Annotated in this window: 21 protein-coding genes; 8 read left to right on the forward strand and 13 right to left on the reverse strand. The window is 72.6% G+C overall.

All coding sequences use genetic code 11. From position 1 onward, the window contains the following. Nucleotides 1–179: 179 nt before the first annotated feature. From AB0F11_RS14850 to AB0F11_RS14895, 10 genes are read right to left on the reverse strand one after another with little or no spacing between them, the layout of a single operon-like run. Nucleotides 180–1,811: an NADH-quinone oxidoreductase subunit N gene (locus tag AB0F11_RS14850; protein ID WP_362172539.1), complete on the reverse strand. Its 1,632-nt coding sequence runs from the start codon at nucleotides 1,809–1,811 to the stop codon at nucleotides 180–182. Further along, nucleotides 1,808–3,409 carry an NADH-quinone oxidoreductase subunit M gene (locus tag AB0F11_RS14855; RefSeq protein ID WP_362172542.1) on the reverse strand — a complete coding sequence of 534 codons (1,602 nt, stop codon included), beginning with the start codon at nucleotides 3,407–3,409 and terminating at the stop codon, nucleotides 1,808–1,810. Before AB0F11_RS14855 ends, AB0F11_RS14850 begins: the two co-directional genes overlap by 4 nt. Before the next feature lie 14 nt (nucleotides 3,410–3,423). Next, on the reverse strand, nucleotides 3,424–5,430 hold the full coding sequence (locus tag AB0F11_RS14860) for an NADH-quinone oxidoreductase subunit L (protein ID WP_362172545.1): 2,007 nt from the start codon (nucleotides 5,428–5,430) through the stop codon (nucleotides 3,424–3,426). Next, nucleotides 5,427–5,780, reverse strand: a complete 354-nt coding sequence (nuoK, locus tag AB0F11_RS14865) for an NADH-quinone oxidoreductase subunit NuoK (RefSeq protein ID WP_362172548.1) — start codon at nucleotides 5,778–5,780, stop codon at nucleotides 5,427–5,429. The genes AB0F11_RS14860 and nuoK overlap by 4 nt, the downstream gene beginning before the upstream one ends. After that, nucleotides 5,780–6,403 (reverse strand): NADH-quinone oxidoreductase subunit J, encoded by a 624-nt coding sequence (locus AB0F11_RS14870; protein WP_362172551.1) that lies wholly within the window; start codon nucleotides 6,401–6,403, stop codon nucleotides 5,780–5,782. Before AB0F11_RS14870 ends, nuoK begins: the two co-directional genes overlap by 1 nt. Further along, on the reverse strand, nucleotides 6,400–7,038 hold the full coding sequence (locus AB0F11_RS14875; protein ID WP_362172554.1) for an NADH-quinone oxidoreductase subunit I: 639 nt from the start codon (nucleotides 7,036–7,038) through the stop codon (nucleotides 6,400–6,402). The genes AB0F11_RS14870 and AB0F11_RS14875 overlap by 4 nt, the downstream gene beginning before the upstream one ends. Further along, nucleotides 7,038–7,997 (reverse strand): complex I subunit 1 family protein, encoded by a 960-nt coding sequence (locus AB0F11_RS14880; RefSeq protein ID WP_361919536.1) that lies wholly within the window; start codon nucleotides 7,995–7,997, stop codon nucleotides 7,038–7,040. Before AB0F11_RS14880 ends, AB0F11_RS14875 begins: the two co-directional genes overlap by 1 nt. Next, a complete protein-coding gene (locus AB0F11_RS14885; RefSeq protein ID WP_362172557.1) occupies nucleotides 7,994–9,211 on the reverse strand; it encodes an NADH-quinone oxidoreductase subunit C in 1,218 nt (405 codons plus the stop codon). Before AB0F11_RS14885 ends, AB0F11_RS14880 begins: the two co-directional genes overlap by 4 nt. Beyond that, a complete protein-coding gene (locus AB0F11_RS14890) occupies nucleotides 9,208–9,804 on the reverse strand; it encodes an NADH-quinone oxidoreductase subunit B family protein (protein ID WP_361919532.1) in 597 nt (198 codons plus the stop codon). The genes AB0F11_RS14885 and AB0F11_RS14890 overlap by 4 nt, the downstream gene beginning before the upstream one ends. Continuing rightward, nucleotides 9,795–10,202 carry an NADH-quinone oxidoreductase subunit A gene (locus AB0F11_RS14895; protein ID WP_361919530.1) on the reverse strand — a complete coding sequence of 136 codons (408 nt, stop codon included), beginning with the start codon at nucleotides 10,200–10,202 and terminating at the stop codon, nucleotides 9,795–9,797. The genes AB0F11_RS14890 and AB0F11_RS14895 overlap by 10 nt, the downstream gene beginning before the upstream one ends. A gap of 147 nt (nucleotides 10,203–10,349) precedes the next feature. Between AB0F11_RS14895 and AB0F11_RS14900 the strand changes: the two genes are divergently transcribed. The 5 genes from AB0F11_RS14900 (at nucleotide 10,350) to AB0F11_RS14920 (ending at nucleotide 17,399) form a co-directional block, all read left to right on the forward strand. Continuing rightward, nucleotides 10,350–11,519, forward strand: a complete 1,170-nt coding sequence (locus AB0F11_RS14900; protein WP_362172561.1) for a sensor domain-containing protein — start codon at nucleotides 10,350–10,352, stop codon at nucleotides 11,517–11,519. A 178-nt stretch (nucleotides 11,520–11,697) separates the two neighbouring features. Continuing rightward, on the forward strand, nucleotides 11,698–12,963 hold the full coding sequence (locus AB0F11_RS14905) for a sensor histidine kinase (RefSeq protein ID WP_362172639.1): 1,266 nt from the start codon (nucleotides 11,698–11,700) through the stop codon (nucleotides 12,961–12,963). A 460-nt stretch (nucleotides 12,964–13,423) separates the two neighbouring features. Continuing rightward, the gene (locus AB0F11_RS14910) at nucleotides 13,424–14,083 is read left to right on the forward strand and encodes a response regulator transcription factor (protein WP_362172642.1); all 660 of its coding nucleotides are present in this window, start codon (nucleotides 13,424–13,426) and stop codon (nucleotides 14,081–14,083) included. A gap of 264 nt (nucleotides 14,084–14,347) precedes the next feature. Continuing rightward, nucleotides 14,348–16,330 carry a 2-oxoacid:acceptor oxidoreductase subunit alpha gene (locus AB0F11_RS14915; RefSeq protein ID WP_362172564.1) on the forward strand — a complete coding sequence of 661 codons (1,983 nt, stop codon included), beginning with the start codon at nucleotides 14,348–14,350 and terminating at the stop codon, nucleotides 16,328–16,330. Further along, entirely contained in the window at nucleotides 16,323–17,399 is a 1,077-nt protein-coding gene (locus AB0F11_RS14920) for a 2-oxoacid:ferredoxin oxidoreductase subunit beta (protein WP_362172567.1), read from the forward strand. The genes AB0F11_RS14915 and AB0F11_RS14920 overlap by 8 nt, the downstream gene beginning before the upstream one ends. A gap of 48 nt (nucleotides 17,400–17,447) precedes the next feature. On the opposite strand, the gene AB0F11_RS14925 is transcribed toward AB0F11_RS14920, so the two are convergent. Continuing rightward, complete coding sequence (locus AB0F11_RS14925) at nucleotides 17,448–17,786, reverse strand: helix-turn-helix domain-containing protein (protein WP_361912857.1); 339 nt, start codon at nucleotides 17,784–17,786, stop codon at nucleotides 17,448–17,450. Nucleotides 17,787–17,984: 198 nt separating this feature from the next. On the opposite strand from AB0F11_RS14925, the gene AB0F11_RS14930 reads away from it, so the two are divergent. From AB0F11_RS14930 to AB0F11_RS14940, 3 genes are all read left to right on the forward strand, one after another. Then, nucleotides 17,985–18,839 carry an SDR family oxidoreductase gene (locus tag AB0F11_RS14930; protein WP_362172570.1) on the forward strand — a complete coding sequence of 285 codons (855 nt, stop codon included), beginning with the start codon at nucleotides 17,985–17,987 and terminating at the stop codon, nucleotides 18,837–18,839. A 194-nt stretch (nucleotides 18,840–19,033) separates the two neighbouring features. Then, complete coding sequence (gene rarD / locus AB0F11_RS14935; protein ID WP_362172573.1) at nucleotides 19,034–20,050, forward strand: EamA family transporter RarD; 1,017 nt, start codon at nucleotides 19,034–19,036, stop codon at nucleotides 20,048–20,050. A gap of 224 nt (nucleotides 20,051–20,274) precedes the next feature. Then, the gene (locus AB0F11_RS14940) at nucleotides 20,275–21,591 is read left to right on the forward strand and encodes a M28 family metallopeptidase (protein WP_362172576.1); all 1,317 of its coding nucleotides are present in this window, start codon (nucleotides 20,275–20,277) and stop codon (nucleotides 21,589–21,591) included. 60 nt (nucleotides 21,592–21,651) lie between these two features. On the opposite strand, the gene AB0F11_RS14945 is transcribed toward AB0F11_RS14940, so the two are convergent. After that, nucleotides 21,652–22,077 (reverse strand): hypothetical protein, encoded by a 426-nt coding sequence (locus tag AB0F11_RS14945; RefSeq protein ID WP_362172579.1) that lies wholly within the window; start codon nucleotides 22,075–22,077, stop codon nucleotides 21,652–21,654. After that, nucleotides 22,074–22,277 carry a ribbon-helix-helix domain-containing protein gene (locus AB0F11_RS14950; protein ID WP_362172581.1) on the reverse strand — a complete coding sequence of 68 codons (204 nt, stop codon included), beginning with the start codon at nucleotides 22,275–22,277 and terminating at the stop codon, nucleotides 22,074–22,076. Before AB0F11_RS14950 ends, AB0F11_RS14945 begins: the two co-directional genes overlap by 4 nt. Nucleotides 22,278–22,384 lie beyond the last annotated feature (107 nt).

The raw sequence follows: 22,384 nt of genomic DNA on the forward strand, positions 1-22,384 counted from the left end.
CAGGGAGCCCCCGTCGAGTGCTGCGGGTCTACGGTCCAGTGGACCCTCCCTTCCTGGTCAACGCGAGGTGGCGGCGTCCGGTTCCCGGGGCGTACGCAGCCGGGCGCCCCGCGGCCGCCCCGCCGGCCGGGGCGGCGCGGGGCGCCGGGCGTTGCTCCGTTCGGGTCGGTCCGGGGCGGCTACTGCGGGAAGAGGCTGCCGGTCGCGAAGCGGAGGACCAGCTGCGGGGCGCCCGAGAGCACCAGGGAGACGACCGCGGTGAGCGTGATCGCGGCGGCGAGGGGCCACGGCGTGCCGGCCTTGCCCGTACGGGCCTCAGAGGCCTGACCGGGACCTTCCGCGGGCTGCTCCACGCCCTCCGGGGCGCGGAAGAGCACCGCGGTCCACCGGAGGTAGTAGTACAGGGCGACGACGACGTTGACGGCCATGACCACGGCCAGCCAGCCCAGGCCCGCGTCGACCGCGGAGCGGAAGACGGTGACCTTGGCGAACAGGCCGATGATGCCCGGCGGCAGCCCGGCCAGGCAGAGCAGGAAGAAGGCCAGGGCGAGGGCGGCGGCGGGCCGCTCGGCGTACAGGCCGCGGTAGTCGCTGATCCGGTTCAGCGGCTTGGTGCGGGCCACGAGGGCGGCGACGGCGAAGGCGCCGAGGTTCACGACGCCGTACATCAGGGCGTAGGCGACGGTGGAGCCGATCTGGTCGCGCCCGGAGTACGCGGCCGCGGCGATCGGGACGAGGAGGTAGCCGGCCTGGCCGACCGAGGACCAGGCGAGCAGCCGGACCGCGCTGTTGGGCCGGTCGGCGGACTGGCGCAGGGCCGCGGCGTTGCCGAGGGTCATGGTGAGCGCGGCGAGGACGGCGAGGGCGGGGCCCCAGATGTCGGAGTACGCCGGGAAGGCGATCACGGTGACGAGGGCGAGGCCGGTGAAGCCGACGGCCTTGCCGATCACCGACAGGTAGCCGGCGATGGGCAGGGGTGCGCCGACGTAGGTGTCGGGGACCCAGAAGTGGAAGGGCACGGCCGCGGTCTTGAAGGCGAAGCCGACGAGGGTGAGCGCGACGCCCGCCATGGCGAGGGTGTCGAGCTGCCCCGGCACGTCCTCGAGCCGGTCGGCGACCCGGACCAGGTGCAGGGTGCCGGTGGTGGCGTAGACGAGGCTGATGCCGAAGAGGGAGACGGCGGTGGCCGTGACCGAGGAGAGGAAGAACTTCAGGGCGGCCTCGGAGGAGAGCCGGTCGCCGCGGCGCATGCCGACGAGGGCGAACGCGGGCAGCGAGGCGACCTCCAGGGCGACGATCAGGGTGGCGAGGTCGCGGGAGGCGGGCAGCAGGGCCGCGCCGGCGGCGGAGGAGAGCAGCAGGAACCAGTACTCGCCGGTCGGCATGCGCGCGTCGCGGACGGCGGTGACGGACAGCAGGGTGGTGACCAGGGCGCCGGCCAGCACCAGGAACTGGATGACGAGGGTGAAGTGGTCGGCGGTGTAGCTGCACGCCGCCGGGTCGGCGGTGAGGCAGAAGGTGGAGCGGTCGCCGGCGCGCAGCGGCAGCAGGGAGGCGGTCGCGGCGGCGAGGCCGGCGGCGGAGAGCCAGCCGAGCAGCGGCTTGCGGCGCTCGGGCAGGAACAGGTCGGCGACGAGCACGACGAGGGCGACGGCGGCGGGCAGCACCACGGGGGTGATCGCGAGCCAGTCGACGCTCTGGACGAGGCTCCCGGCGGCCGGGGCTCCCGCGGAGCCCGGGCCGGACGTAACCGAAGCGGCGGCCGTGGCGGAGGTGGCGGCCGTGGCGGTGGCCGCGTACAGGGCCGTCATGCGTTGCCTCCTGCGAGGAGCTTCTGGACGGCCGGGTCGGTGAGGCCGAGGAGGACCGCGGGCCACAGGCCGGCGAGGACGGTGAGGGCCACGAGCGGGGTCCAGGCGGCGAACTCGTACCCGTGGACGTCCGCGAGGACGGGGGCGGCCCCGCCGGAACCGGCGCCCGCGGGCCGGGCCGCGGGATCGCCCATGCAGACGCGCCGGACGACGATCAGCAGGTAGGCGGCGGTGAGCAGGGTGCCGAACGCGCCCAGCGCCATCCAGGTGAGGAAGGCGGGCCGCGACAGCCCCTCGGCCGGGTCGAAGGCGCCGAACAGGGCCAGCATCTCGCCCCAGAACCCGGCGAGGCCGGGCAGCCCGAGGGAGGCGACGGCGGCGAAGGCCAGCAGGGCGCCGAGGCGCGGGGCGCGGCCGTACAGGGCGGCGCCGGTGGCTCCGGCGAGGGTGTCGAGGTCGGCGGTGCCGTAGCGGTCCTTCAGCGCGCCGACCAGGAAGAACAGCAGGCCGGTGATGAGGCCGTGGGCGATGTTGGCGAACAGGGCGCCGTTGACTCCGGTCGGGGTCATGGAGGCGATGCCGAGCAGGACGAAGCCCATGTGGCCGACGGAGGAGTACGCGATGAGCCGCTTGAGGTCGCCCTTGTTGCCGCTCCGCGCGAGCGAGAGGCAGGCGAGGGACCCGTAGACGATGCCGACGGCGGCGAAGGCGCCCAGGTAGGGGGCGAAGACGGCCATGCCGTCGGGGGTGGCCGGCAGCAGGATGCGCACGAACCCGTACGTGCCCATCTTCAGCAGGACTCCGGCCAGCAGGACGGAGCCGACGGTGGGGGCGGCGGTGTGGGCGTCGGGCAGCCAGCTGTGCAGCGGCCACATCGGGGTCTTCACGGCCAGGCCGAGGCCGATGGAGAGGACGGCCAGCACCTGGGTGGTGTGGCTGAGCCCCCGGCCGTTGTCGGTGGCCAGTGCCACCATGTCGAACGTGCCGCTGTCCAGGCCGATCAGCAGCAGGCCGAGCAGCATGACCACGGAGCCGAGGAGGGTGTACAGGATGAACTTCCAGGCGGCGGCCTGCCGCTGAGCACCGCCCCAGCGGGCGATGAGGAAGTACATCGGGACGAGGACCATCTCGAAGGCGAGGAAGAACAGCAGCAGGTCGAGGACGGCGAAGGTCGCGAGGGTGCCGGACTCCAGGACGAGCAGCAGCGCGACGAAGGCCTTGGCGGAGGGGCCCTCGGGCAGCTTGAAGTAGCTGTACAGCGCGCAGAGGAAGAACAGCAGCGCGGTCATCACCAGGAGGGGGAGCGAGATGCCGTCGATGCCGAGGTGGATGCGGACGCCCAGGGAGGGGATCCAGCTGATGTCCGTGGTCGCCTGGAAGCGGGACGGGGCGTCCTGGTCGAAGCCGGCGGCGAGGGCGAGCGCCGCGGCGAGGATCACGCCGGTCACGGTCACGCCGTGGCGGAGCACGGCCTGCTCGGGGCTCCTGCCCTTCAGGCCGGGCGGGGCGGGCAGCAGGGCCGCGAGGGCACCGAGGAGCGGTGCGGCCACGGCGAACGCCAGGAGGAACTGCATCACGGACGGGCTGATATCGATCACGGCTGACTCACGGCTCACGATCCGGCGTTGACGTTGGCGAGGACGGCGGTGGCGATCGCCAGGACCACGGCACCGGCGAGCAGGGCGCTCAGGTAGCTCTGCACGTTGCCGGTCTGGGCGCGGCGGACGAGGCTGCCGAGCAGCCGGGGGCCGGCGCCCGCACCGCGGACGTACGTGTCGACGACCTCGCGGTCGAGGAAGCGGACGAGGGCGGCGGCCCCGCGGACGGGCCGGACGAACAGCCGGTCGTAGACGGCGTCCAGGTGGAAGCCGGCGGCGGCGTGCCGGTACAGCGGTCCGAGCAGCGCGCGTCCGGGGTCGGGGGCGGGCCCGGCCGGGACGGCGGGGTGCTCGTGGGTGACCTCGGCGACCTCGGGGGTCTCGGCTGCGGACTCGGCGGCGGCGACGGACGCGGGCACGGGTTCGGCGCTGCGGTAGGAGCCGGCAGCGGCCTTGGCGACGGCGCGCTGCCACAGGCCGTAGGTGAGCAGGGCTCCGACGGCGGCGGCCCCGGTCCCGAGGACGGCGGTGGCGAGCGTCGGGGTGAGCTGCCCGCCGTCGAACCAGGCGGCGAGCGGCCGGGCGGCGAGGCCGAAGCCGACCGAGGGGATCGCCAGCAGCCACAGCACGCCCGTCATGGCGAGGGGCTCCCTGCCGTGGACGGGGGCGGGTGCGCCCTTGCCACGGAAGGCCATCAGCCACAGCCGGGCGGCGTAGGCGGCGGTGAGCAGCGCGGCCAGCACGCCGGCGACGAGCACGATCCAGCCGGCGGCGCCGGGCGCGGCCTCGGTGTGCCCGGAGGCGGCCTCCTCGGCGGCGACGAGGACGGTCTCCTTGGAGAAGAAGCCGGCGAAGGGCGGGATCGCGGCGAGGGCGAGCAGGCCGATCGTCATGGTCCAGAAGGCGTCCGGGATCCGCTTCGCCAGGCCGTCCATGCGGGACATCGCGGCCAGCGAGTTGGTGCCGGCGGCGTGGATGATCACGCCGGCGCCGAGGAACAGCAGGGCCTTGAACGCGCCGTGGGAGAGCAGGTGGAAGACGGCGGCGCCGCGGTCGGCGACGGCCAGGGCGCCGATCATGTAGCCGAGCTGGCCGACGGTGGAGTAGGCGAGGACGCGTTTGATGTCGTCCTGGGCCAGGGCGGCGAGCCCGGAGCCGATCATGGTGATGGCGGCCATGGCGGCCATCACGACCAGGGCGGTCGCGGACTCGGTGAACACCGGCAGCAGGCGGGCGATGAAGTACACGCCGGCGGCGACCATCGTCGCGGCGTGGATCAGCGCGGAGACCGGGGTGGGGCCGGCCATGGCGTCGGGGAGCCAGGTGTGCAGCGGGAACTGCGCGGACTTGCCGGCGACGCCGGCGAGCAGCAGCAGCGCGATCAGCGTCGGGTGGTCGAGGCCGCCCGCGGCGACGGAGCCGAGGATCTTGGTGATCTCGAAGGAGCCGGTGTCGGCGGCGAGCGCGAACAGGCCGATCAGGAAGGGCACGTCGCCGAGCTTGGTGACGAGGAAGGCCTTCAGGGAGGCGGAGCGGGCCGCCTCGGTCTCCCAGTAGTGCCCGACGAGGAAGTACGAGCAGATGCCCATGACCTCCCAGCCCACCAGCAGCACCATCAGGTCGCCGGAGTAGACGACGAGCAGCATGGCGGAGGTGAACAGCGACACCAGGGCGGCGTACGAGGGGTAGCGCGGGTCCTCGCGCAGGTACGCCGTGGAGTACAGCTGGACGCAGGTGGAGACGACGCCGACGAGGACGGCGACGAGCACGGCGAAGCCGTCGAGGTGCAGCGAGAGCTCGATCGGCACGGAGCCGGTCGGGGTGAGCTCGGTGGCGGCGTTGATGGCCGGCCCGCCGCCCTGGCGGACGGCGACGGCCACGGCGAGGCCGGCCGCGGCCAGCGCGGGCAGCACGGCCAGCGGCCGGACGAAGCCGGGGGCGGTGCGGCCCAGCAGCAGTCCCAGGACCGCGCCGAGGAACGGCAGGACGGGGACGAGGACGGCGAGGGTCGTGGTGCTCACGCGGCGACCTCCGGCCGGGCGGTGCCGGTCTGTTCGGGTTCGTGTCCCTCGGCGGTGTCGCGCAGCCTGTCGACGTCCGAGGTGCCGCGGTTGCGGTACACCATCAGCACGATCGCGAGGCCGATGCCGATCTCGGCGGCGGCGATGGTGATGGTGAAGAGGGTCAGGGCCTGGCCGGCGTGCAGGGTGTCGCGCAGCCAGACGTCGAAGGCCACCAGGTTGAGGTTGACGGCGTTGAGCATCAGCTCGACGGACATCAGGACCAGGATGGCATTGCGGCGGGCGAGCACCCCGTACAGGCCGGTGCAGAACACGAGCGCCGCGAGCACGGCGGGGTAGGCGAGGTGCATCAGCTCTGCCCCTTGTCGCTGGGGTCGGCGGCGGGGGCGGCACCGTCGGCGGCTTCCTTGCGGGAGAGCACGATGGCGCCGATCAGGGCCGCGAGGAGGAGGACGGAGAGCGCCTCGAAGGGCAGCACCCAGTGCTGGAAGAGGATCCGGCCGGAGATCTCGGTGGAGCCCTGGACCGGGCCGTCGAGGTCGATCCAGGTGGTGCGGAAGGCGTCGACGACGACCCAGACGAGGGAGGCGGCCGCGGCCCCGGCGACGCCGAGGGCGACCCACCGGTTGCCGGAGTCGGCGTCCGGGGAGCGGCCGATGGGCGCCTTGGTGAGCATCAGCCCGAACAGCAGCAGCACGACGACGGAGCCGAGGTAGATGAGCACCTGGACCCAGGCGATGAACTCGGCGGTCAGCAGCAGGTACTCGACGGCGATCCCGCCGAGCGCCGCGACGAGCCACAGCGCGGCGTGCACGAGCTGGCGGGTGGTGACGGTGACGAGGGCCGCCCCGAGGGTGGCGAGGCCGACGAGGACGAAGGCGATCTCGACGCCGGTCGGGGAGAGGAACCCGTGTCCGGCCGCTGCGGCCGCCGGCTGCGCCGCGGCGGCCAGGGTGGTGGCTGCGGGGGTCACGCGTCTGTCTCCGGGGCGGTCGGCGGGTCGGTGGGGGGTGCGGGTTCGGCGGGGCCGGCGGATTCGGCGGGGCCGGCGGCCTCCGCGGCTGCTGCCGCCGCCGCGGCCTGGGCTGCGGCCTCGGCCTTCTCCACGGCCTTGCGGGCGGCGGCGAGCTCCTTGGGCTCCTCGGCGGCCGGGTCCAGCGCGGGCGGCGCCGGGACGGTCCACATCCACTGGCGCAGCTTGTCGCGCTCGTGGGTGAGTTCGAGGATGTCCGTCTCGGCGTACTCGAACTCCGGCGACCAGAACAGGGCGTCGAAGGGGCACACCTCGATGCAGATACCGCAGTACATGCACAGCGAGAAGTCGATCGCGAAGCGGTCGAGGACGTTGCGGCTGCGCTCGCGCCCGCCGGGGGTGGCGGCCGGGACGGTCTCCTTGTGGGAGTCGATGTAGATGCACCAGTCGGGGCACTCGCGGGCGCACAGCATGCAGACGGTGCAGTTCTCCTCGAACAGGCCGATGACCCCGCGGGTGCGGGGCGGCAGTTCGGGCTGCACGTCGGGGTACTGGGCCGTGTGCGAACGCTTCGTCATCGTGCGGAGCGTCACGGCGAGGCCCTTGGCGAGGCCGGAGCCGGGGATGGGGGGCATCAGCTGATCGCCACCTTCACGATGCCGGTGAGCGCGATCTGGGCGAGCGCGAGCGGGATGAGTGCGGTCCAGGCGAGCTTCTGGAGCTGGTCCTCGCGCAGTCGCGGGTAGCTGACGCGCAGCCAGATCACGACGAAGGCGAGGACGGCGGTCTTCAGCAGGGTCCAGACCCAGCCGTCGGCGACGGGGCCGTGCCAGCCGCCGAGGAAGAGGACGGTGGTCAGGGCGCACAGGACGACGATGCCGGCGTACTCGGCGAGCAGGAACAGCGCGAAGCGCAGGCCGGTGTACTCGGTGTACGCGCCGAAGATGATCTCGGAGTCGGCGACGGGCATGTCGAAGGGCGGCCGCTGGAGTTCGGCGAGGCCTGCGGTGAAGAAGACGAGCGCGCCGGTGATCTGCCAGGGCAGCCACCACCAGTGGAAGGCGTCGACGATGCCGGGCAGGGACACGGTCCCGGCGGCCATCGCGACCGAGGCGGCGGCGAGCAGCATGGGCAGCTCGTACGCGAGCAGCTGGGCGGCCGTGCGCAGGCCGCCGAGCAGGGAGAACTTGTTGGCGGAGGCCCAGCCGGCCATCAGGCTGCCGAGGACGCCGACGCCCATGACGGCGAGGACGAAGAAGAGGCCGGCGTCGATGGCCTGGCCGACCGCGCCTTCGCCGGGGCCGATGGGGATGGCGATGAGGACGAGGAGGTACGGCAGGAGGGCGACGGCCGGAGCGAGCTGGAAGATGCGGCGGTCGGCGCCGGCCGGGACCACGTCCTCCTTCTGCGCGAACTTCACGCCGTCGGCGACGAGCTGGGCCCAGCCGTGGAAGCCGCCCGCGTACATGGGGCCGAGGCGGCCCTGCATGTGCGCCATCACCTTGTGCTCGGTCTGCCCGACGACGAGCGGGAGCACGAGGAAGACGGCGAAGACGACGATCAGTCGCAGGGCGACGTCGAGGACGTCGTTCACGCGTCGCCTCCGTTGTCGGTGGTCGGGTGGGGGGTGGCGCCGGGCTCCGGCTCGGCGGCCGGGGCGGGCGGGGCCGGCTTCGCCGGCGGCTCGTCCTCGTCGAAGGCGGGTTTCGGGTCGTGCCAGGGCGCGTCGGAGCTCCGCCGCACGGGCGGCTTCCGTACGCCGTCGGCCGGAGCGGACTCGGCGGCTTGGCTGGCCGACCCGTCGGCAGCGGACCGCGTACGCCGCGCAGGCCGCACGGGAGCCTCGCCCTCGGCGGACTCCGCCGAAGCCGGAGCCGGGGCCGGGGCCGGGGCCGGGGCCGCCGCCTGGCTCGCCGACCCCTCGGCGGCCGACCGCGTACGCCGCGCCGGACGGACCGGAGCCTCGCCCTCGGCGCCTTCCGCCGGAGCGGGGGCAGGGGCAGGGGCAGCTGCCTGGCTGGCCGAGCCGTCGGCCGCGGTGCGCGTACGGCGCGCCGGGCGGACCGGAGCCTCACCGACGGCCGTCTCCGCCGGAGCGGGGGCGGCGGCCTGGCTCGCCGAGCCCTCCGCCACCGTGCGGGTGCGCCGGACCGGGGCGCCCTCGCGCGGGGTGCGCGCGGCCGCGCCCGCGGCGCGCGGGGTGCGGGCCGGGCGGGCGGGGGCGGGCGGGAGCTGGCCCTTGAGCGGGCCCCAGTCGTTGGGGTCGGGCACGCCGGGCGGCAGCATCTGCCGCCGCTTGGGGCCGTCGGCCTCGGCGCCCTCGCCCGGCTCCTTGGCGCCCGGCCAGGCCTTGGCGACGCGCGCGGCGAGGACGAAGTCCTTGCGCAGCGGGTGTCCCTCGAAGTTCTCCGGCAGGAGCAGCGGCACCAGGTGCGGGTGGTCGGTGAAGACGACCCCGAACATCTCGAAGGTCTCCCGCTCGTGCCAGGCCGCACCCGCGTACACGGCGACGGCGGACGGCAGCGAGGGCGCCGAGTGCGGGACGGTGGTGCGCAGCAGCAGCCGCCGTACGCGGCGGTTCTCCAGCGCCACGACGTGCGCGCACACGCGGAAGCCGGTGCCCGGCTCGTCCACCGCGCTCAGCCAGTCGAAGTAGGTGCAGCCCAGCTTGTCGCGGGCGGTCTCCAGGGCGGAGATCCAGCTTCCGACGGGCACGTCGACCGTGAGCAGGTCGTAGGCGGACTCGGCCACGGCCTCGGGGCCGAAGACCGCCGCCGCGGCGTCGGGGAGGGAGTCGTACAGGTTCATGCGCCGGCTCCCGGGGCGGGCGGCGGCGTGACCAGGCCGCTGGTGAGCTGGGCGACCGAGGGCCCGCGGTCGCCGTGGGCGTACCGCTCCGCCAGCGACTCCCGGGCGATCTTCTCCTGGAGCTTGAGGATGCCCTGGAGCAGCGCCTCGGGCCGGGGCGGGCAGCCGGGGACGTACACGTCGACGGGGATGATCTGGTCGACGCCCTTGGTGACGGAGTACGAGTCCCAGTAGGGGCCGCCGCAGTTGGAGCAGGCGCCGAAGGAGATGACGTACTTCGGCTCCGGCATCTGCTCGTACAGCCGCTTGACGGCCGGGGCCATCTTGTCCGTCACCGTGCCCGAGACGATCATCAGGTCGGCCTGGCGGGGGCCGGGCGCGAACGGGATGACCCCGAGCCGGATGAAGTCGTGCCGGGCCATGGAGGCGGCGATGAACTCGATGGCGCAGCAGGCGAGGCCGAAGTTGAAGACCCACAGGCTGTAGCGGCGGCCCCAGTTCAGGACCACCTTCATCGGCTCGGGGGCCAGGCGGGACAGGACTCCCAGGCGCCTGGGCTCGGGGAGCAGCTCCGGCTGAGGTGTCACGTCCATGCGAGGACGCCCTTCTTGTACGCGTAGAGCAGGCCGACGGCCAGGAAGCCGAGGAAGACGAACATCTCCACCAGCGTCGTGGCGCCGAAGCCGGCGGCGGCGAACACGGTCGCCCAGGGGAAGAGGAAGATCGAGTCGACGGCGAAGATGACGTAGAGGAACGCGTAGACGTAGTAGCGGACCTGGGTGTGGGCCCAGCCCTCGCCGACCGGGTCGACGCCGCATTCGTACGTCAGGAGCTTCTCGGGGGTCGGGACCACGGGTCGCAGCAGCCGGCCCGCGCCGAAGGCGACGGCCACGAAGAGCACACCGAGCACGGCCAGCAGGCCGACGACCGAATAACTCCGGAAATAGTCCGCCGCGAGCACGGTTTCGGTCGATACCGTCGGGTCTGGCACGTCCGTTCCTCGCTCCTTGGCCACTGTCGACGATCTGTTACGGACGGGAGTCTAGGGCCTGCTTCCTGCGGGGTGGGGTTATCCCCCGTTCACTGCGGCCCGGCCGCCCCATGGCACCGGCGCGGCGGTCTTGGCAGGCTGTGCCGCATGACCATGAGCATCCAGGGCCCCGAAGACGACCGGCCGCCCCCCGTCCGAGCCGCCCTGGGGGCCGTGGCGTGGAAGGAAGTTGCCCACCTGCTGACCAATCTGCCGGCGGCGCTCGTCGGATTTGTTTACACGGTGTTCATGGTGGCCACCGCGGGCGGTTTGTCCGTGACCGTGGTCGGCCTACCGCTGCTCGCAACCGGCCTGTTCGTGTCTCGCCGGCTGGGACGGACGGAGCGCGCGCGGGCCCGCGTGCTGCTCGGCGTCCATGTGGAGGAGCCTACTCCGCTACCCGGTCCGCGGCGGGCCGGCGGTTTCTTCCCGTGGCTGTGGGCGGCGGTGAAGGATCCGGTGGCCTGGCGGAGCGTGCTGTACGAGCTGGTGCGGCTGCCCTGGGGGGTGCTGACGTTCACGGTGGCGCTGACCGGGCTGTTCGTGCTGTGGCCGGTGCTGCCGTACGTGACGCGTGCGCTGACGAACGTGGACCGGCTGCTGGTACGCGGGCTGCTGTCGCCCTCGGACGAGCTGGAGCGGCGGATCGCCGAGCTGGAGTCGGACCGGGGCGTGGTCGTGGACACCGCGGCCGCCGACCTGCGGCGCATCGAGCGGGACCTGCACGACGGGGCGCAGGCGCGGCTGGTGGCACTGGCGATGGGGCTGGGCCTGGCGAAGGAGAAGCTGCTGGAGGACCCCGACGCGGCGGCCACGATGGTCGACGAAGCGCACGGCGAGGTGAAGCTCGCCCTCCAGGAGCTCCGCGACCTGGCCCGCGGCATCCACCCCGCCGTCCTCACCGACCGCGGCCTCGACGCCGCCCTGTCCTCCGTCGCCTCCCGCTGCACCGTCCCGGTCAAGGTCCACGTCGACCTCCCCGAACGCCCCGCCGCCGCGATCGAGGGCATCGCGTACTTCACCGTCTCCGAACTCCTGCAGAACATCAGCAAGCACTCCCGCGCCCGGACCGCCAGCGTGGACGTATGGCGCTCGGGCGGGAGGCTGCTGCTGCGGGTCGCGGACGACGGGCGCGGCGGGGCCTCGCCGGCCGGGGGCACGGGGCTCGCCGGCCTCACCGAGCGGCTGGGCGCCGTGGACGGGGTCTTCGTGGTGGATTCGCCGCAGGGGCGGGGCACGGTCGTGACGGCCGAGCTGCCGTGGCGCGCGCGCGGCTGAGCGGGGCCTCCGGGGGCGGGGCGGGGTGGGGTTATCCCCCCGCCCGGAACGCCGACCCGCCGCATGGCCGGGCGCGGGCGCGGTCGGCAGGGTGGAGGGCGTGAGCATGACGAGGGAAGGACGGGTCGGCATGGGCAGCGCAGCAGCGGACGCGAGGACGGGCACGGCGATCGGCGGGATGCTGCGGGCCCCGGTCGCGGCCCGGACCTGGCGGGAGTTCGGGTACGTGCTGCTCGGGCTGCCGCTGAGCCTGGTGTACTTCTCCCTCGCGATCACCGGGGTCAGCGTGGGCGCCGGGCTGCTGCTCACCTTCCTCGGGATTCCGGTGCTCGCCGGCGTGCTGCTGATGTGCCGCGGCTTCGGGCACGTGGAGCGGGCCCGGGCGCGCGCCCTGCTCCGGCTCGACGTGGCGGATCCCGGGCCGGTCCGGGCGCGCAAGGGCGGCGCGCTCGCCGCGATGGGGGCCGTACTCAAGAGCGGGAGCGCCTGGCGGCACACGCTGTACGCGGTGCTCCACCTGCCGTGGGCCGTGTTCGCCTTCTGCCTGGCGCTGGTTCTGTGGTCCTGCGGCTGGTCGCTCCTCCTCTACCCCCTGTGGTTCTGGATCTTCCCCACGTACACCGACCAGCCGGGGCTGCAGCTGTTCGCCAACGGGGACTACACGTACTACCTGGACTCGCCGGCCCGGATCGCGGGGTCCTTCCTGGCCGGGCTGGCGCTGACGCTGGCCACGCCGTGGGTGGTGCGGGCGCTGACCACCGTCGACCGGGTCCTGGTCGCCGGGCTGCTGGGCCCGTCGCGCCTCGCGCACCGCGTGACCGAGCTGGAGTCGGACCGGGGCGTGGTCGTGGACACCGCGGCCGCCGACCTGCGGCGCATCGAGCGGGACCTGCACGACGGGGCGCAGGCGCGGCTCGCCGCCCTCGCCATGGGGCTGGGCCTGGCCAAGGAGAAGCTGCCGGAGGACCCGGACGCGGCGGCCGCGATGGTCGACGAGGCCCACGGCGAGGTGAAGCTCGCCCTCCAGGAGCTCCGCGACCTGGCCCGCGGCATCCACCCCGCCGTCCTCACCGACCGCGGCCTCGACGCCGCCCTGTCCTCCGTCGCCTCCCGCTGCACCGTCCCGGTCAAGGTCCACGTCGACCTCCCCGAACGCCCCGCCGCCGCGATCGAGGGCATCGCGTACTTCACCGTCTCCGAACTCCTGCAGAACATCAGCAAGCACTCCCGCGCCCGGACCGCCAGCGTGGACGTATGGCGCTCGGGCGGGAGGCTGCTGATCCGGGTCGCGGACGACGGGCGGGGCGGGGCCTCGCCGGCCGGGGGCACGGGCCTCGCCGGCCTCACGGAACGGCTGGACGCGGTGGACGGTGTCCTGGTCCTCGACTCACCCCCCGGCACCGGCACCACCGCCACCGCCGAACTCCCCTGGCGCACCCGCTGACCCCCCGCCGGCGCCGCCTGCGCCTGGGACGGGGGCCCGACATTTTCAGCCTCGCCGGCGTTTGAGTGGGGGTCCCCCCGGACGAAGTCTGGGGGAGGGTCCGGGCAGAGCCCGGTGCCCGGCGAAGCCGGGTTCTCTGGGGCTCCGCCCCAGACCCCGCGCCTCAATCGCCGGCGAGGCTGAATTTGCCCACCCCCGCTTCGAAAGGGGGCACGGTGAGGCGGCCCCGCTTCGAAGGGGGCGAGGGCTGGACTTGCCGGCCCCGGCTTCGAAGGGGGCGAGAGCCGGATTTGCCGGCCCACGGCTTCGACGGTGGCGGCGCGGCTGGTTTGCCGGACATCGGCTACGAAGGTGGGGGCAAGGCTCGAATGCCTGCCCGGATCGGCCCGCGGCCTGGGATGCTTGGGCGGGACAGGTGTTCCGGAACGGCATGCGGGGGCAGGGAATCGTGGACGACAGGGTGCGGGTGGTCATCGCCGAGGACTCGGTGCTGCTGCGGGAGGGCCTGACCCGGCTGCTCACCGACCGGGGCCACGACGTCGTCGCCGGCGTCGGCGACGCGGAGGCCCTGGTCAAGACGGTGGCGGACCTCGCGGCCGAGGACGCGCTGCCGGACGTGGTCGTGGCCGACGTCCGGATGCCCCCGACCCACACCGACGAGGGCGTCCGCGCCGCCGTACGGCTGCGCCGCGAGCACCCCGGGATCGGGGTGCTCGTGCTGTCGCAGTACGTGGAGGAGCAGTACGCCACCGAACTGCTGGCCGGTTCCAGTACCGGGGTGGGGTATCTCCTCAAGGACCGCGTGGCAGACGTCCGCGAGTTCCTGGACGCCGTCGTCCGCGTGGCCCGCGGCGGCACGGCCCTTGACCCCGAGGTGGTCGCCCAACTGCTCGGCCGCAGCCGCAAGCAGGACGTCCTGGCGGGGCTGACCCCGCGCGAGCGCGAGGTGCTGGGCCTGATGGCCGAGGGCCGCACGAACTCGGCGGTGGCCAAGCAGCTCGTGGTCAGCGACGGGGCGGTGGAGAAGCACGTCAGCAACATCTTCATGAAACTGGGCCTCTCCCCCAGCGAGGGGGACCACCGCCGGGTCCTGGCCGTCCTGACCTACCTGCGCTCGTGATCGAGGACTTGTTCGAATCCTTGGTCAACTGACACTCTGTCAGGTATGGCGTTACCGCTCCCGGCCGCACCGGGCTCGCACTATTTCCTGCACGGCAAGAAAAACTTCGGAACCCCGCTCTCACCGCGGATTCTCCCGAAATTCTGTCGATCGACCGCCCGAGAAAGCGGTCCAGAATATGAGCGCCCCCGAGCGGACCACTCCTGCCGACGTAGGGTTGACCTTGGGAGCGCGAACGCCACGCCTCGAAGGAGGTCCAGTTCAGTGACCAGCCAGGTCAGCAGTCCAGCCGAGCAGGCCGACGGGGCCGATGGGGCCGATGGGGCCGAGGAAACCGCCGAGGGAGCCGTCGTCGGCGAGCAGCGGTCGGCCCCGGCCACACCCCCGGGCGCCAAGGAAGTACGCCGCCTCGACCGGGTGATCATCCGCTTCGCGGGTGACTCGGGCGACGGCATGCAGCTCACGGGGGACCGGTTCACCTCGGAGACGGCGTCCTTCGGGAACGACCTCTCCACCCTGCCGAACTTCCCGGCCGAGATCCGGGCGCCCGCCGGCACCCTGCCGGGCGTCTCCTCGTTCCAGCTGCATTTCGCCGATCACGACATCCTGACGCCCGGCGACGCCCCGAACGTCCTGGTGGCGATGAATCCCGCCGCATTGAAGGCGAACATCGGGGACGTCCCGCGCGGCGCCGAGATCATCATCAATACCGATGAATTCACCAAACGCCCGATGGCGAAGGTCGGCTACGAGACCTCGCCGCTGGAAGACGGCTCGCTGGGCGCCTACAACATCCACCCGGTGCCCCTGACGACCCTCACCGTCGAGGCGCTGAAGGACTTCGGACTCTCCCGCAAGGAGGCCGAGCGCAGCAAGAACATGTTCGCGCTGGGCCTGCTGAGCTGGATGTACCACCGGCCGACCGAGGGAACCGAGACGTTCCTGCGGCAGAAGTTCGCCAAGAAGCCCGAGATCGCCGAGGCGAACGTCGCCGCCTTCCGGGCCGGCTGGAACTTCGGCGAGACGACCGAGGACTTCGCCGTCTCCTACGAGGTCGCCCCCGCCACGCGGGCCTTCCCGACCGGCACCTACCGCAACATCTCCGGGAACCTGGCCCTGTCCTACGGGCTGATCGCGGCGAGCCGCCAGGCCGACCTGCCCCTCTACCTGGGCTCGTACCCGATCACGCCGGCCTCGGACATCCTGCACGAGCTGAGCAAGCACAAGAACTTCGGCGTGCGGACCTTCCAGGCCGAGGACGAGATCGCCGGCATCGGCGCCGCGCTCGGCGCGGCCTTCGGCGGCGCGCTCGGCGTGACCACGACCTCCGGGCCCGGTGTGGCGCTGAAGTCCGAGACCATCGGACTCGCGGTCTCACTGGAGCTGCCGCTGCTGATCGTGGACATCCAGCGCGGCGGCCCTTCCACCGGCCTGCCGACCAAGACCGAGCAGGCGGACCTGCTCCAGGCCATGTACGGGCGCAACGGCGAGGCCCCTGTGCCGATCGTCGCCCCGCGCACCCCGGCGGACTGCTTCGACGCGGCCCTGGACGCCGCCCGGATCGCGCTGACGTACCGGACCCCGGTCTTCCTGCTCTCCGACGGCTACCTCGCCAACGGCTCCGAGCCCTGGCGGATCCCGGACGTGTCGGACCTGCCCGACCTGACGGTCCGCTTCGCCACCGCGCCCAACCACGAGCTCGCCGACGGCACCGAGGTCTTCTGGCCGTACAAGCGGGACCCGCAGACCCTGGCCCGGCCCTGGGCGGTCCCGGGCACGCCCGGCCTGGAGCACCGGATCGGCGGCATCGAGAAGCAGGACGGCACGGGCAACATCAGCTACGCCCCGGCCAACCACGACCTCATGGTCCGCACCCGGCAGGCCAAGGTCGACGGGATCGAGGTCCCGGACGTGGAGGTCGACGACCCGGACCAGGCACGAACCCTGGTCATCGGCTGGGGCTCCACGTACGGCCCGATCACGGCCGCCGTGCGCCGGCTGCGGGTCGCCGGCGTGCCGATCGCCCAGGCCCACCTGCGCCACCTGAACCCCTTCCCGAGGAATCTCGGCGAGGTTCTCAGGCGTTACGACAAGGTAGTGGTTCCGGAGATGAACCTCGGGCAGCTCGCCGGCCTGATCCGGGCGAAGTACCTGGTGGACGCCAGGTCGTACAACCAGGTCAACGGAATGCCGTTCAAGGCGGAGCAGCTCGCGAAGGCTCTCGAGGAGGCCGTGCAGCATGACTGAGGTGACCGACGCCCCGACCCGGCCGAGCCCGCTCTCCCTGGTCCCCAAGGCAGAGGCCAAGCAGTCCATGAAGGACTACAAGTCGGACCAGGAGGTCCGCTGGTGTCCGGGCTGCGGCGACTATGCGGTGCTGGCAGCGGTGCAGGGCTTCATGCCCGAGCTGGGGCTGGCCCGGGAGAACATCGTCTTCGTCTCCGGCATCGGCTGCTCCTCCCGCTTCCCGTACTACATGAACACGTACGGGATGCACTCGATCCACGGCCGCGCCCCGGCGATCGCGACCGGGCTGGCCACCTCGCGGCGCGACCTGTCGGTATGGGTGGTCACCGGTGACGGCGACGCCCTGTCCATCGGCGGCAACCACCTGATCCACGCGCTGCGGCGGAACGTCAACCTGAAGATCCTGCTGTTCAACAACCGGATCTACGGGCTGACCAAGGGCCAGTACTCGCCGACCTCAGAACTCGGCAAGATCACCAAGTCGACGCCGATGGGCTCGCTGGACGCCCCGTTCAACCCGGTGTCGCTGGCCCTGGGCGCCGAGGCGTCCTTCGTGGCCCGCACGGTCGACTCCGACCGCAAGCACCTGACCGAGGTGCTGCGGGCGGCCGCGGACCACCCGGGCACGGCGCTGGTGGAGATCTACCAGAACTGCAACATCTTCAACGACGGCGCCTTCGAGGTCCTGAAGGACAAGGACCAGGCCCAGGAGGCGGTGATCCGCCTGGAGCACGGGCAGCCGATCCGCTTCGGCGCCGACGGCCACAAGGGCGTCGTGCGCAATCCGCAGACCGGTGACCTGGAGGTCGTCGACGTCACCGCGGAGAACGCCTCGCGGGTCCTGGTGCACGACGCGCACGCCGCCAGCCCCACCACGGCGTTCGCCCTGTCCCGGCTGGCCGACCCCGACACCCTGGACCGGACGCCGATCGGGGTGTTCCGCAGCGTGGAGCGGCCGGTGTACGACACGCTCATGGCGGAGCAGCTGGAGACGGCCGTCGACGCCAAGGGCAAGGGCGACCTGGCCACCCTGCTGACCGGCAACGACACCTGGACGGTCGTCGGCTAGACCGCCCGTAGACCGACCGCCCGCAGCCCGCGAGCCCGGGGTTCCTGCTCAGGAGCCCCGGGCTTCGTCGTACGCGGCGCGCGCCGCCTGCACGTCGGCGGTGCGCCGCTCGGTCCAGCGGGCCAGGGCCCACACCTGCTCGGCGGCCTCGCGGCCGAGCGCGGTCAGCGAGTAGTCCACGCGCGGCGGGATCACCGGCTTGGCGTCGCGCAGCAGGAACCCGTCGCGCTCCAGGGTCTGCAGGGTCTGCGCCAGCATCTTCTCGCTGACGCCGCCGACCTCCCGGCGCAGCTCGCTGAAGCGGTACGAGCGCTCGTTGAGGGCGGCCAGCACGAGCACGCCCCAGCGGCTGGTGACGTGCTCCAGCACCCCGCGAGAGGGGCACATCGGCGCCTTCACGGAGATCGGCGGAGGCGGGGCGACGCGGTTGGGCGGACTGGCCTGGTTGCTTACTCCCATACCAGTACCTTACTTCAAAGTTGGTACTTACGAATAGTTAGCGCACTCTCTAGGGTGGTGTCACACCGCGAAACACCCGTGGACAGCAACGAACCACAACGAACCGCAAGCAGGGAGCGCACACCCATGAGCATCGTCGTCACCGGAGCCACCGGAGCCCTCGGCCGCCTCGTCGTCGAGGAGCTGCTCGGCAAGGTGCCCGCCGAGTCCGTCGCCGTCGTCGTCCGAGACAAGGCCAAGGCCGCCGACCTGGCCGAGCGCGGGGTCGAGGTGCGCATCGCCGACTACGACGCCCCCGAGACCCTGGCCGCAGCCTTCCGCGCGGGCGACCGCGTCCTGCTGATCTCCGGCAACGAGGTCGGCCGCCGCGTGCCGCAGCACACCGCCGTGGTCGAGGCCGCGAAGGCCGCGGGCGTCGCCCAGCTCGCGTACACCGGCATCCTCGGCGGCCCCGAAGCCGACTTCGACCTGGCCGCCGAGCACAAGGTCACCGAGCAGGCCATCCTCGACTCCGGCCTGCCCCACACCTTCCTGCGCAACGGCTGGTACCACGAGAACTACACCCACCACCTGGCCACCGTCCTGGAGCACGGCGCGGTCGTCGGCAACGCCGGCGAGGGGCGGGTCGCCTCCGCCGCGCGGGCGGACTACGCGGCCGCGGCGGCGGAGGTGCTGACCGGCGAGGGCCACCTGAACCGGGTCTACGAGCTCTCCGGCGACACCGCCTGGAGCCTCGCGGAGTACGCGGCCGAGGTCGCGGCCCAGTCCGGCAAGGAGGTCTCGTACACCGAGGTCCCGGCCGACGCGCACCTGTCGATCCTGACCGGCGCGGGCGTCCCCGAGGGCTTCGCGGCCCTGCTGGTCGACGTGGACGCGGCGATCTCGCGCGGCCGCCTCGCCCACACCGGCGGCGACCTGTCCCGGCTCATCGGCCGCCCGACCACCCCGGTCGCGGACGCGATCGCCTCGGCCCTGGCCTGAGGCGCCAGCACCGGTGCCGGTGCCGGTGCCGGCACCGTACGGAACCGGCCGGGCGGAACATGCGAGTCCGCCCGGTCGGCGCCACGCAAGACCCCACCCGTGTCATGAGTATCTCCTGCTTATGGCCATGACATCGGAGCCGAACAGCGCTAGGTTCTCAGGTGAGGTTGGCTGAATTGCGACGGGAGGCCGGAGTGAAGGCGGACAGCGAGCAGCGCACGGGTCTGCTCTACGGATTCGGCGCATACGGGATGTGGGGCCTGGTCCCCCTCTTCTGGCCGCTCCTGAAGCCCGCCGGGGCCGTCGAGATCCTCGCCCACCGCATGGTGTGGTCCCTGGCCGTCGTCGGCGTGCTGCTGCTGGCCATGCGCCGCTGGGGCTGGATACGCGAGCTGCTGCGCCAGCCGCGCAAGCTGGGCCTGACCGCGCTGGCCGCCACGGTGATCTCCGTGAACTGGGGCCTGTACATCTGGGCCGTCAACCACGGCGCGGTCGTCGAGTCCAGTCTCGGCTACTTCATCAACCCGCTGGTCACCATCGCCATCGGTGTGCTGCTCCTCGGCGAGCGGCTGCGCCGCGCCCAGTGGGCGGCGGTCGGCATCGGCTTCCTCGCGGTGCTGGTGCTCGCCATCGGCTACGGGCGGCCGCCGTGGATCTCCCTGGTGCTGGCCTTCTCCTTCGCGACGTACGGGCTGATCAAGAAGAAGCTGAACATGGGCGGCGTGGAGTCGCTGGCCGCCGAGACGGCCCTGCTCTTCCTGCCCGCCCTCGGCTACCTGCTGTGGCTGGGCTCGCAGGGCCGCTCCAGCTTCGCCACCGGCAGCTTCGGGCACTCCGCACTGCTCGCCTCGACGGGGCTGATCACCGCCGTGCCGCTGGTCTTCTTCGGTGCGGCCGCGATCCGGGTGCCGCTGTCCACGCTGGGGCTGCTGCAGTACCTGGCCCCGGTGTTCCAGTTCGCGCTCGGCGTCGTCTACTTCCACGAGGCCATGCCGCCCGAGCGGTGGGCCGGCTTCTCTCTCGTCTGGGCCGCCCTGACCCTGCTGACCTGGGACGCCCTGCACACGGCGCGGAAGAACCGGGCCCGCCTGGAGGCGATGGAGGCCGCCTCCGCCGCGGAGGCCGCCCCCGCCGCCCCCGCCGCCACGGGCGCCCCGACGGCCGCGGAGACCCCGGCAGCCCCTGCCGCCCCGGCCCCGGAACGCGCGTAGGACTCCAGGGCGCCGCGCGCCGCGGCGCCCCACTACCCCCTCGATCCCCGTCGCGGAACTCCCGTGACGGGGATCGTCCGTTTTCCGAACGACTCTGACCGAAACCCGGTCTTGACGGACCGTCACACCCTCACTGAACATCAGGGCTCGCACTGACGCACGACTGCTCACCCGCGCCACCGCACGTTCCGTTCAATCCCCAACGGAATTTCCGGAGCCCCCACATGAGCCTGTCCGTCTCCCGGCGCCTCGCCGCCGTGACCGCGCTCGCGGTCGCCGGCCTGTTCGCCCCCGCCGCCCCCGCCGCGCTGGCCTCCCCCACGGCGGCCGCGGCCCCGACACCGCCCGACATCCCGCTGGCCAACGTCAAGGCGCACCTGAGCCAGTTCCAGAGCATCGCCACCAACAACGGCGGCAACCGCGCCCACGGCAAGACCGGCTACAAGGCCTCGATCGACTACGTGAAGGCCAAGCTGGACGCGGCGGGGTTCACCACCACGCTGCAGACCTTCACCAGCAGCGGCGCCACCGGCTACAACCTGATCGCCGACTGGCCCGGCGGCGACCCGAACTCGGTGCTGATGACCGGCTCGCACCTGGACTCGGTCACGGCCGGCCCCGGCATCAACGACAACGGCTCGGGCTCGGCCGCCGTGCTGGAGACGGCGCTGGCCGTCTCGCGCGCACAGCTCCAGCCGACCAAGCACCTGCGGTTCGGCTGGTGGGGCGCGGAGGAGCTGGGCCTGGTCGGCTCCAAGTACTACGTCAACAGCCTCTCGGCCACGGAGAAGGCGAAGATCTCCGGCTACCTGAACTTCGACATGATCGGCTCGCCGAACCCGGGCTACTTCGTCTACGACGACGACCCGACCATCGAGCAGACCTTCAAGACGTACTTCGCGGGCCTGAACATCCCCACCGAGATCGAGACCGAGGGCGACGGCCGCTCCGACCACGCCCCGTTCAAGAACGCGGGCATCCCGGTCGGCGGGCTGTTCTCCGGCGCCGACTACACCAAGACGGCGGCGCAGGCGCAGAAGTGGGGCGGCACCGCCGGCCAGGCCTTCGACCGCTGCTACCACTCGTCCTGCGACACCACGGCGAACATCAACGACACCGCCCTGGACCGCAACGCGGACGCGATCGCCTACGCGGTCTGGAACCTGGGTGCGGCCACGCCGGTCCCGCCCGGCCCGTCGTTCGAGAACACGGCGGACGTGAACATACCGGACTCCCCCGGGGCCGCGGTGACCTCGCCGGTCACGGTCTCCGGCGTCGCGGGCAACGCCCCGGCCACCACCAAGGTGGACGTGAACATCGTCCACACCTACCGCGGTGACCTGGTGATCGATCTGATCGCCCCGGACGGCACGGCGTACCGGCTGAAGAACTCCTCCAGCTCGGACTCCGCGGACAACGTCGTGGCCTCGTACACGGTCAACGCCTCCGGTGAGGTGGCCAACGGCGTCTGGAAGCTCCAGGTCAAGGACGTGGCGGCGCAGGACACCGGCTACATCAACAGCTGGAAGATCACCTTCTGAGCAGCGGCCCACCCGGCCCCGGCGGTGCCGGTGCTGTGGCCGGACCTTCCGGTCGCAGCGCTAGGCGCCGTCGGGGCCGGCCGCCCTCGGCGCGGCCGAGGCGTCCTGCGGCTCCCGGATCAGGGCGCGCAGCTCCTCGGCCACGGCGGACACGTCGGCGCGGCCGAGCTTCGCCGCCTCGACCAGATCGCCGAGCTGTTCGGGCGAGGGCAGCTGCTCGGCTCCCGCCACCCGCAGGTACGAGCGGGTGGCGGCGGCCGCGTAGAACTCGTTCATCGGCGATTCCAGCGCCGGGCACACGGCGAGGGTGTGCAGGAACGCAGCGGCCCGCCACGCGGTGTCGGGGGCGGGCTGTTCGGGGACCATGACCAGGTCGTTCTGGTGCCGGGCGACCGCAGCGGCCACCCCGGAGGGATCCCACACGGCGGGATCGGACGGGAGATGGTGGGCCAGAGCGGTCCAGGCCCACTCCATGGTGATCTTCAATTGCCGAACCGCTCCTGGAAGTAGCCCCAGTGGTCGGCGAACTCCTCTATGCCGGACAGGAAGTTCTCCCGGTCCTCGTCGAGCTCGCGTTCCGTGACCTCGGTGATCAGCGCGGTGACCGTCGTGCCCAGTGCCGCCGCGCGCGCCTTGAGGCGGTCGTGGAACTCCTCGTCCAGGCGGATGGTGACGTGTCTCGACATGCCTGTCACGGTACAGCGGGGCCGCTGTACACAGGGCGGTAACGGCCGAAGGGTGGGCAGGGACACAGTCCCCGCCCACCCGTTGCCGGTCGCGGCGGCTCTCCGGT

This window comes from Streptomyces sp. NPDC032472, assembly GCF_040636955.1.
Classification (GTDB): domain Bacteria; phylum Actinomycetota; class Actinomycetes; order Streptomycetales; family Streptomycetaceae; genus Streptomyces.

Bases quoted from the DNA above. Each gene is read 5' to 3' on its own strand.
- AB0F11_RS14920 (WP_362172567.1), top strand. From the start codon at position 16,323: ATGACTGAGGTGACCGACGCCCCGACCCGGCCGAGCCCGCTCTCCCTG.
- AB0F11_RS14925 (WP_361912857.1), bottom strand. From the start codon at position 17,786: ATGTGCCCCTCTCGCGGGGTGCTGGAGCACGTCACCAGCCGCTGGGGC.
- AB0F11_RS14890 (WP_361919532.1), bottom strand. From the start codon at position 9,804: ATGGACGTGACACCTCAGCCGGAGCTGCTCCCCGAGCCCAGGCGCCTG.
- AB0F11_RS14905 (WP_362172639.1), top strand. From the start codon at position 11,698: ATGCTGCGGGCCCCGGTCGCGGCCCGGACCTGGCGGGAGTTCGGGTAC.
- AB0F11_RS14930 (WP_362172570.1), top strand. From the start codon at position 17,985: ATGAGCATCGTCGTCACCGGAGCCACCGGAGCCCTCGGCCGCCTCGTC.
- AB0F11_RS14950 (WP_362172581.1), bottom strand. From the start codon at position 22,277: ATGTCGAGACACGTCACCATCCGCCTGGACGAGGAGTTCCACGACCGC.
- AB0F11_RS14900 (WP_362172561.1), top strand. From the start codon at position 10,350: ATGACCATGAGCATCCAGGGCCCCGAAGACGACCGGCCGCCCCCCGTC.
- nuoK (WP_362172548.1), bottom strand. From the start codon at position 5,780: ATGCACCTCGCCTACCCCGCCGTGCTCGCGGCGCTCGTGTTCTGCACC.
- AB0F11_RS14850 (WP_362172539.1), bottom strand. From the start codon at position 1,811: ATGACGGCCCTGTACGCGGCCACCGCCACGGCCGCCACCTCCGCCACG.
- AB0F11_RS14940 (WP_362172576.1), top strand. From the start codon at position 20,275: ATGAGCCTGTCCGTCTCCCGGCGCCTCGCCGCCGTGACCGCGCTCGCG.
- AB0F11_RS14875 (WP_362172554.1), bottom strand. From the start codon at position 7,038: ATGCCCCCCATCCCCGGCTCCGGCCTCGCCAAGGGCCTCGCCGTGACG.
- AB0F11_RS14885 (WP_362172557.1), bottom strand. From the start codon at position 9,211: ATGAACCTGTACGACTCCCTCCCCGACGCCGCGGCGGCGGTCTTCGGC.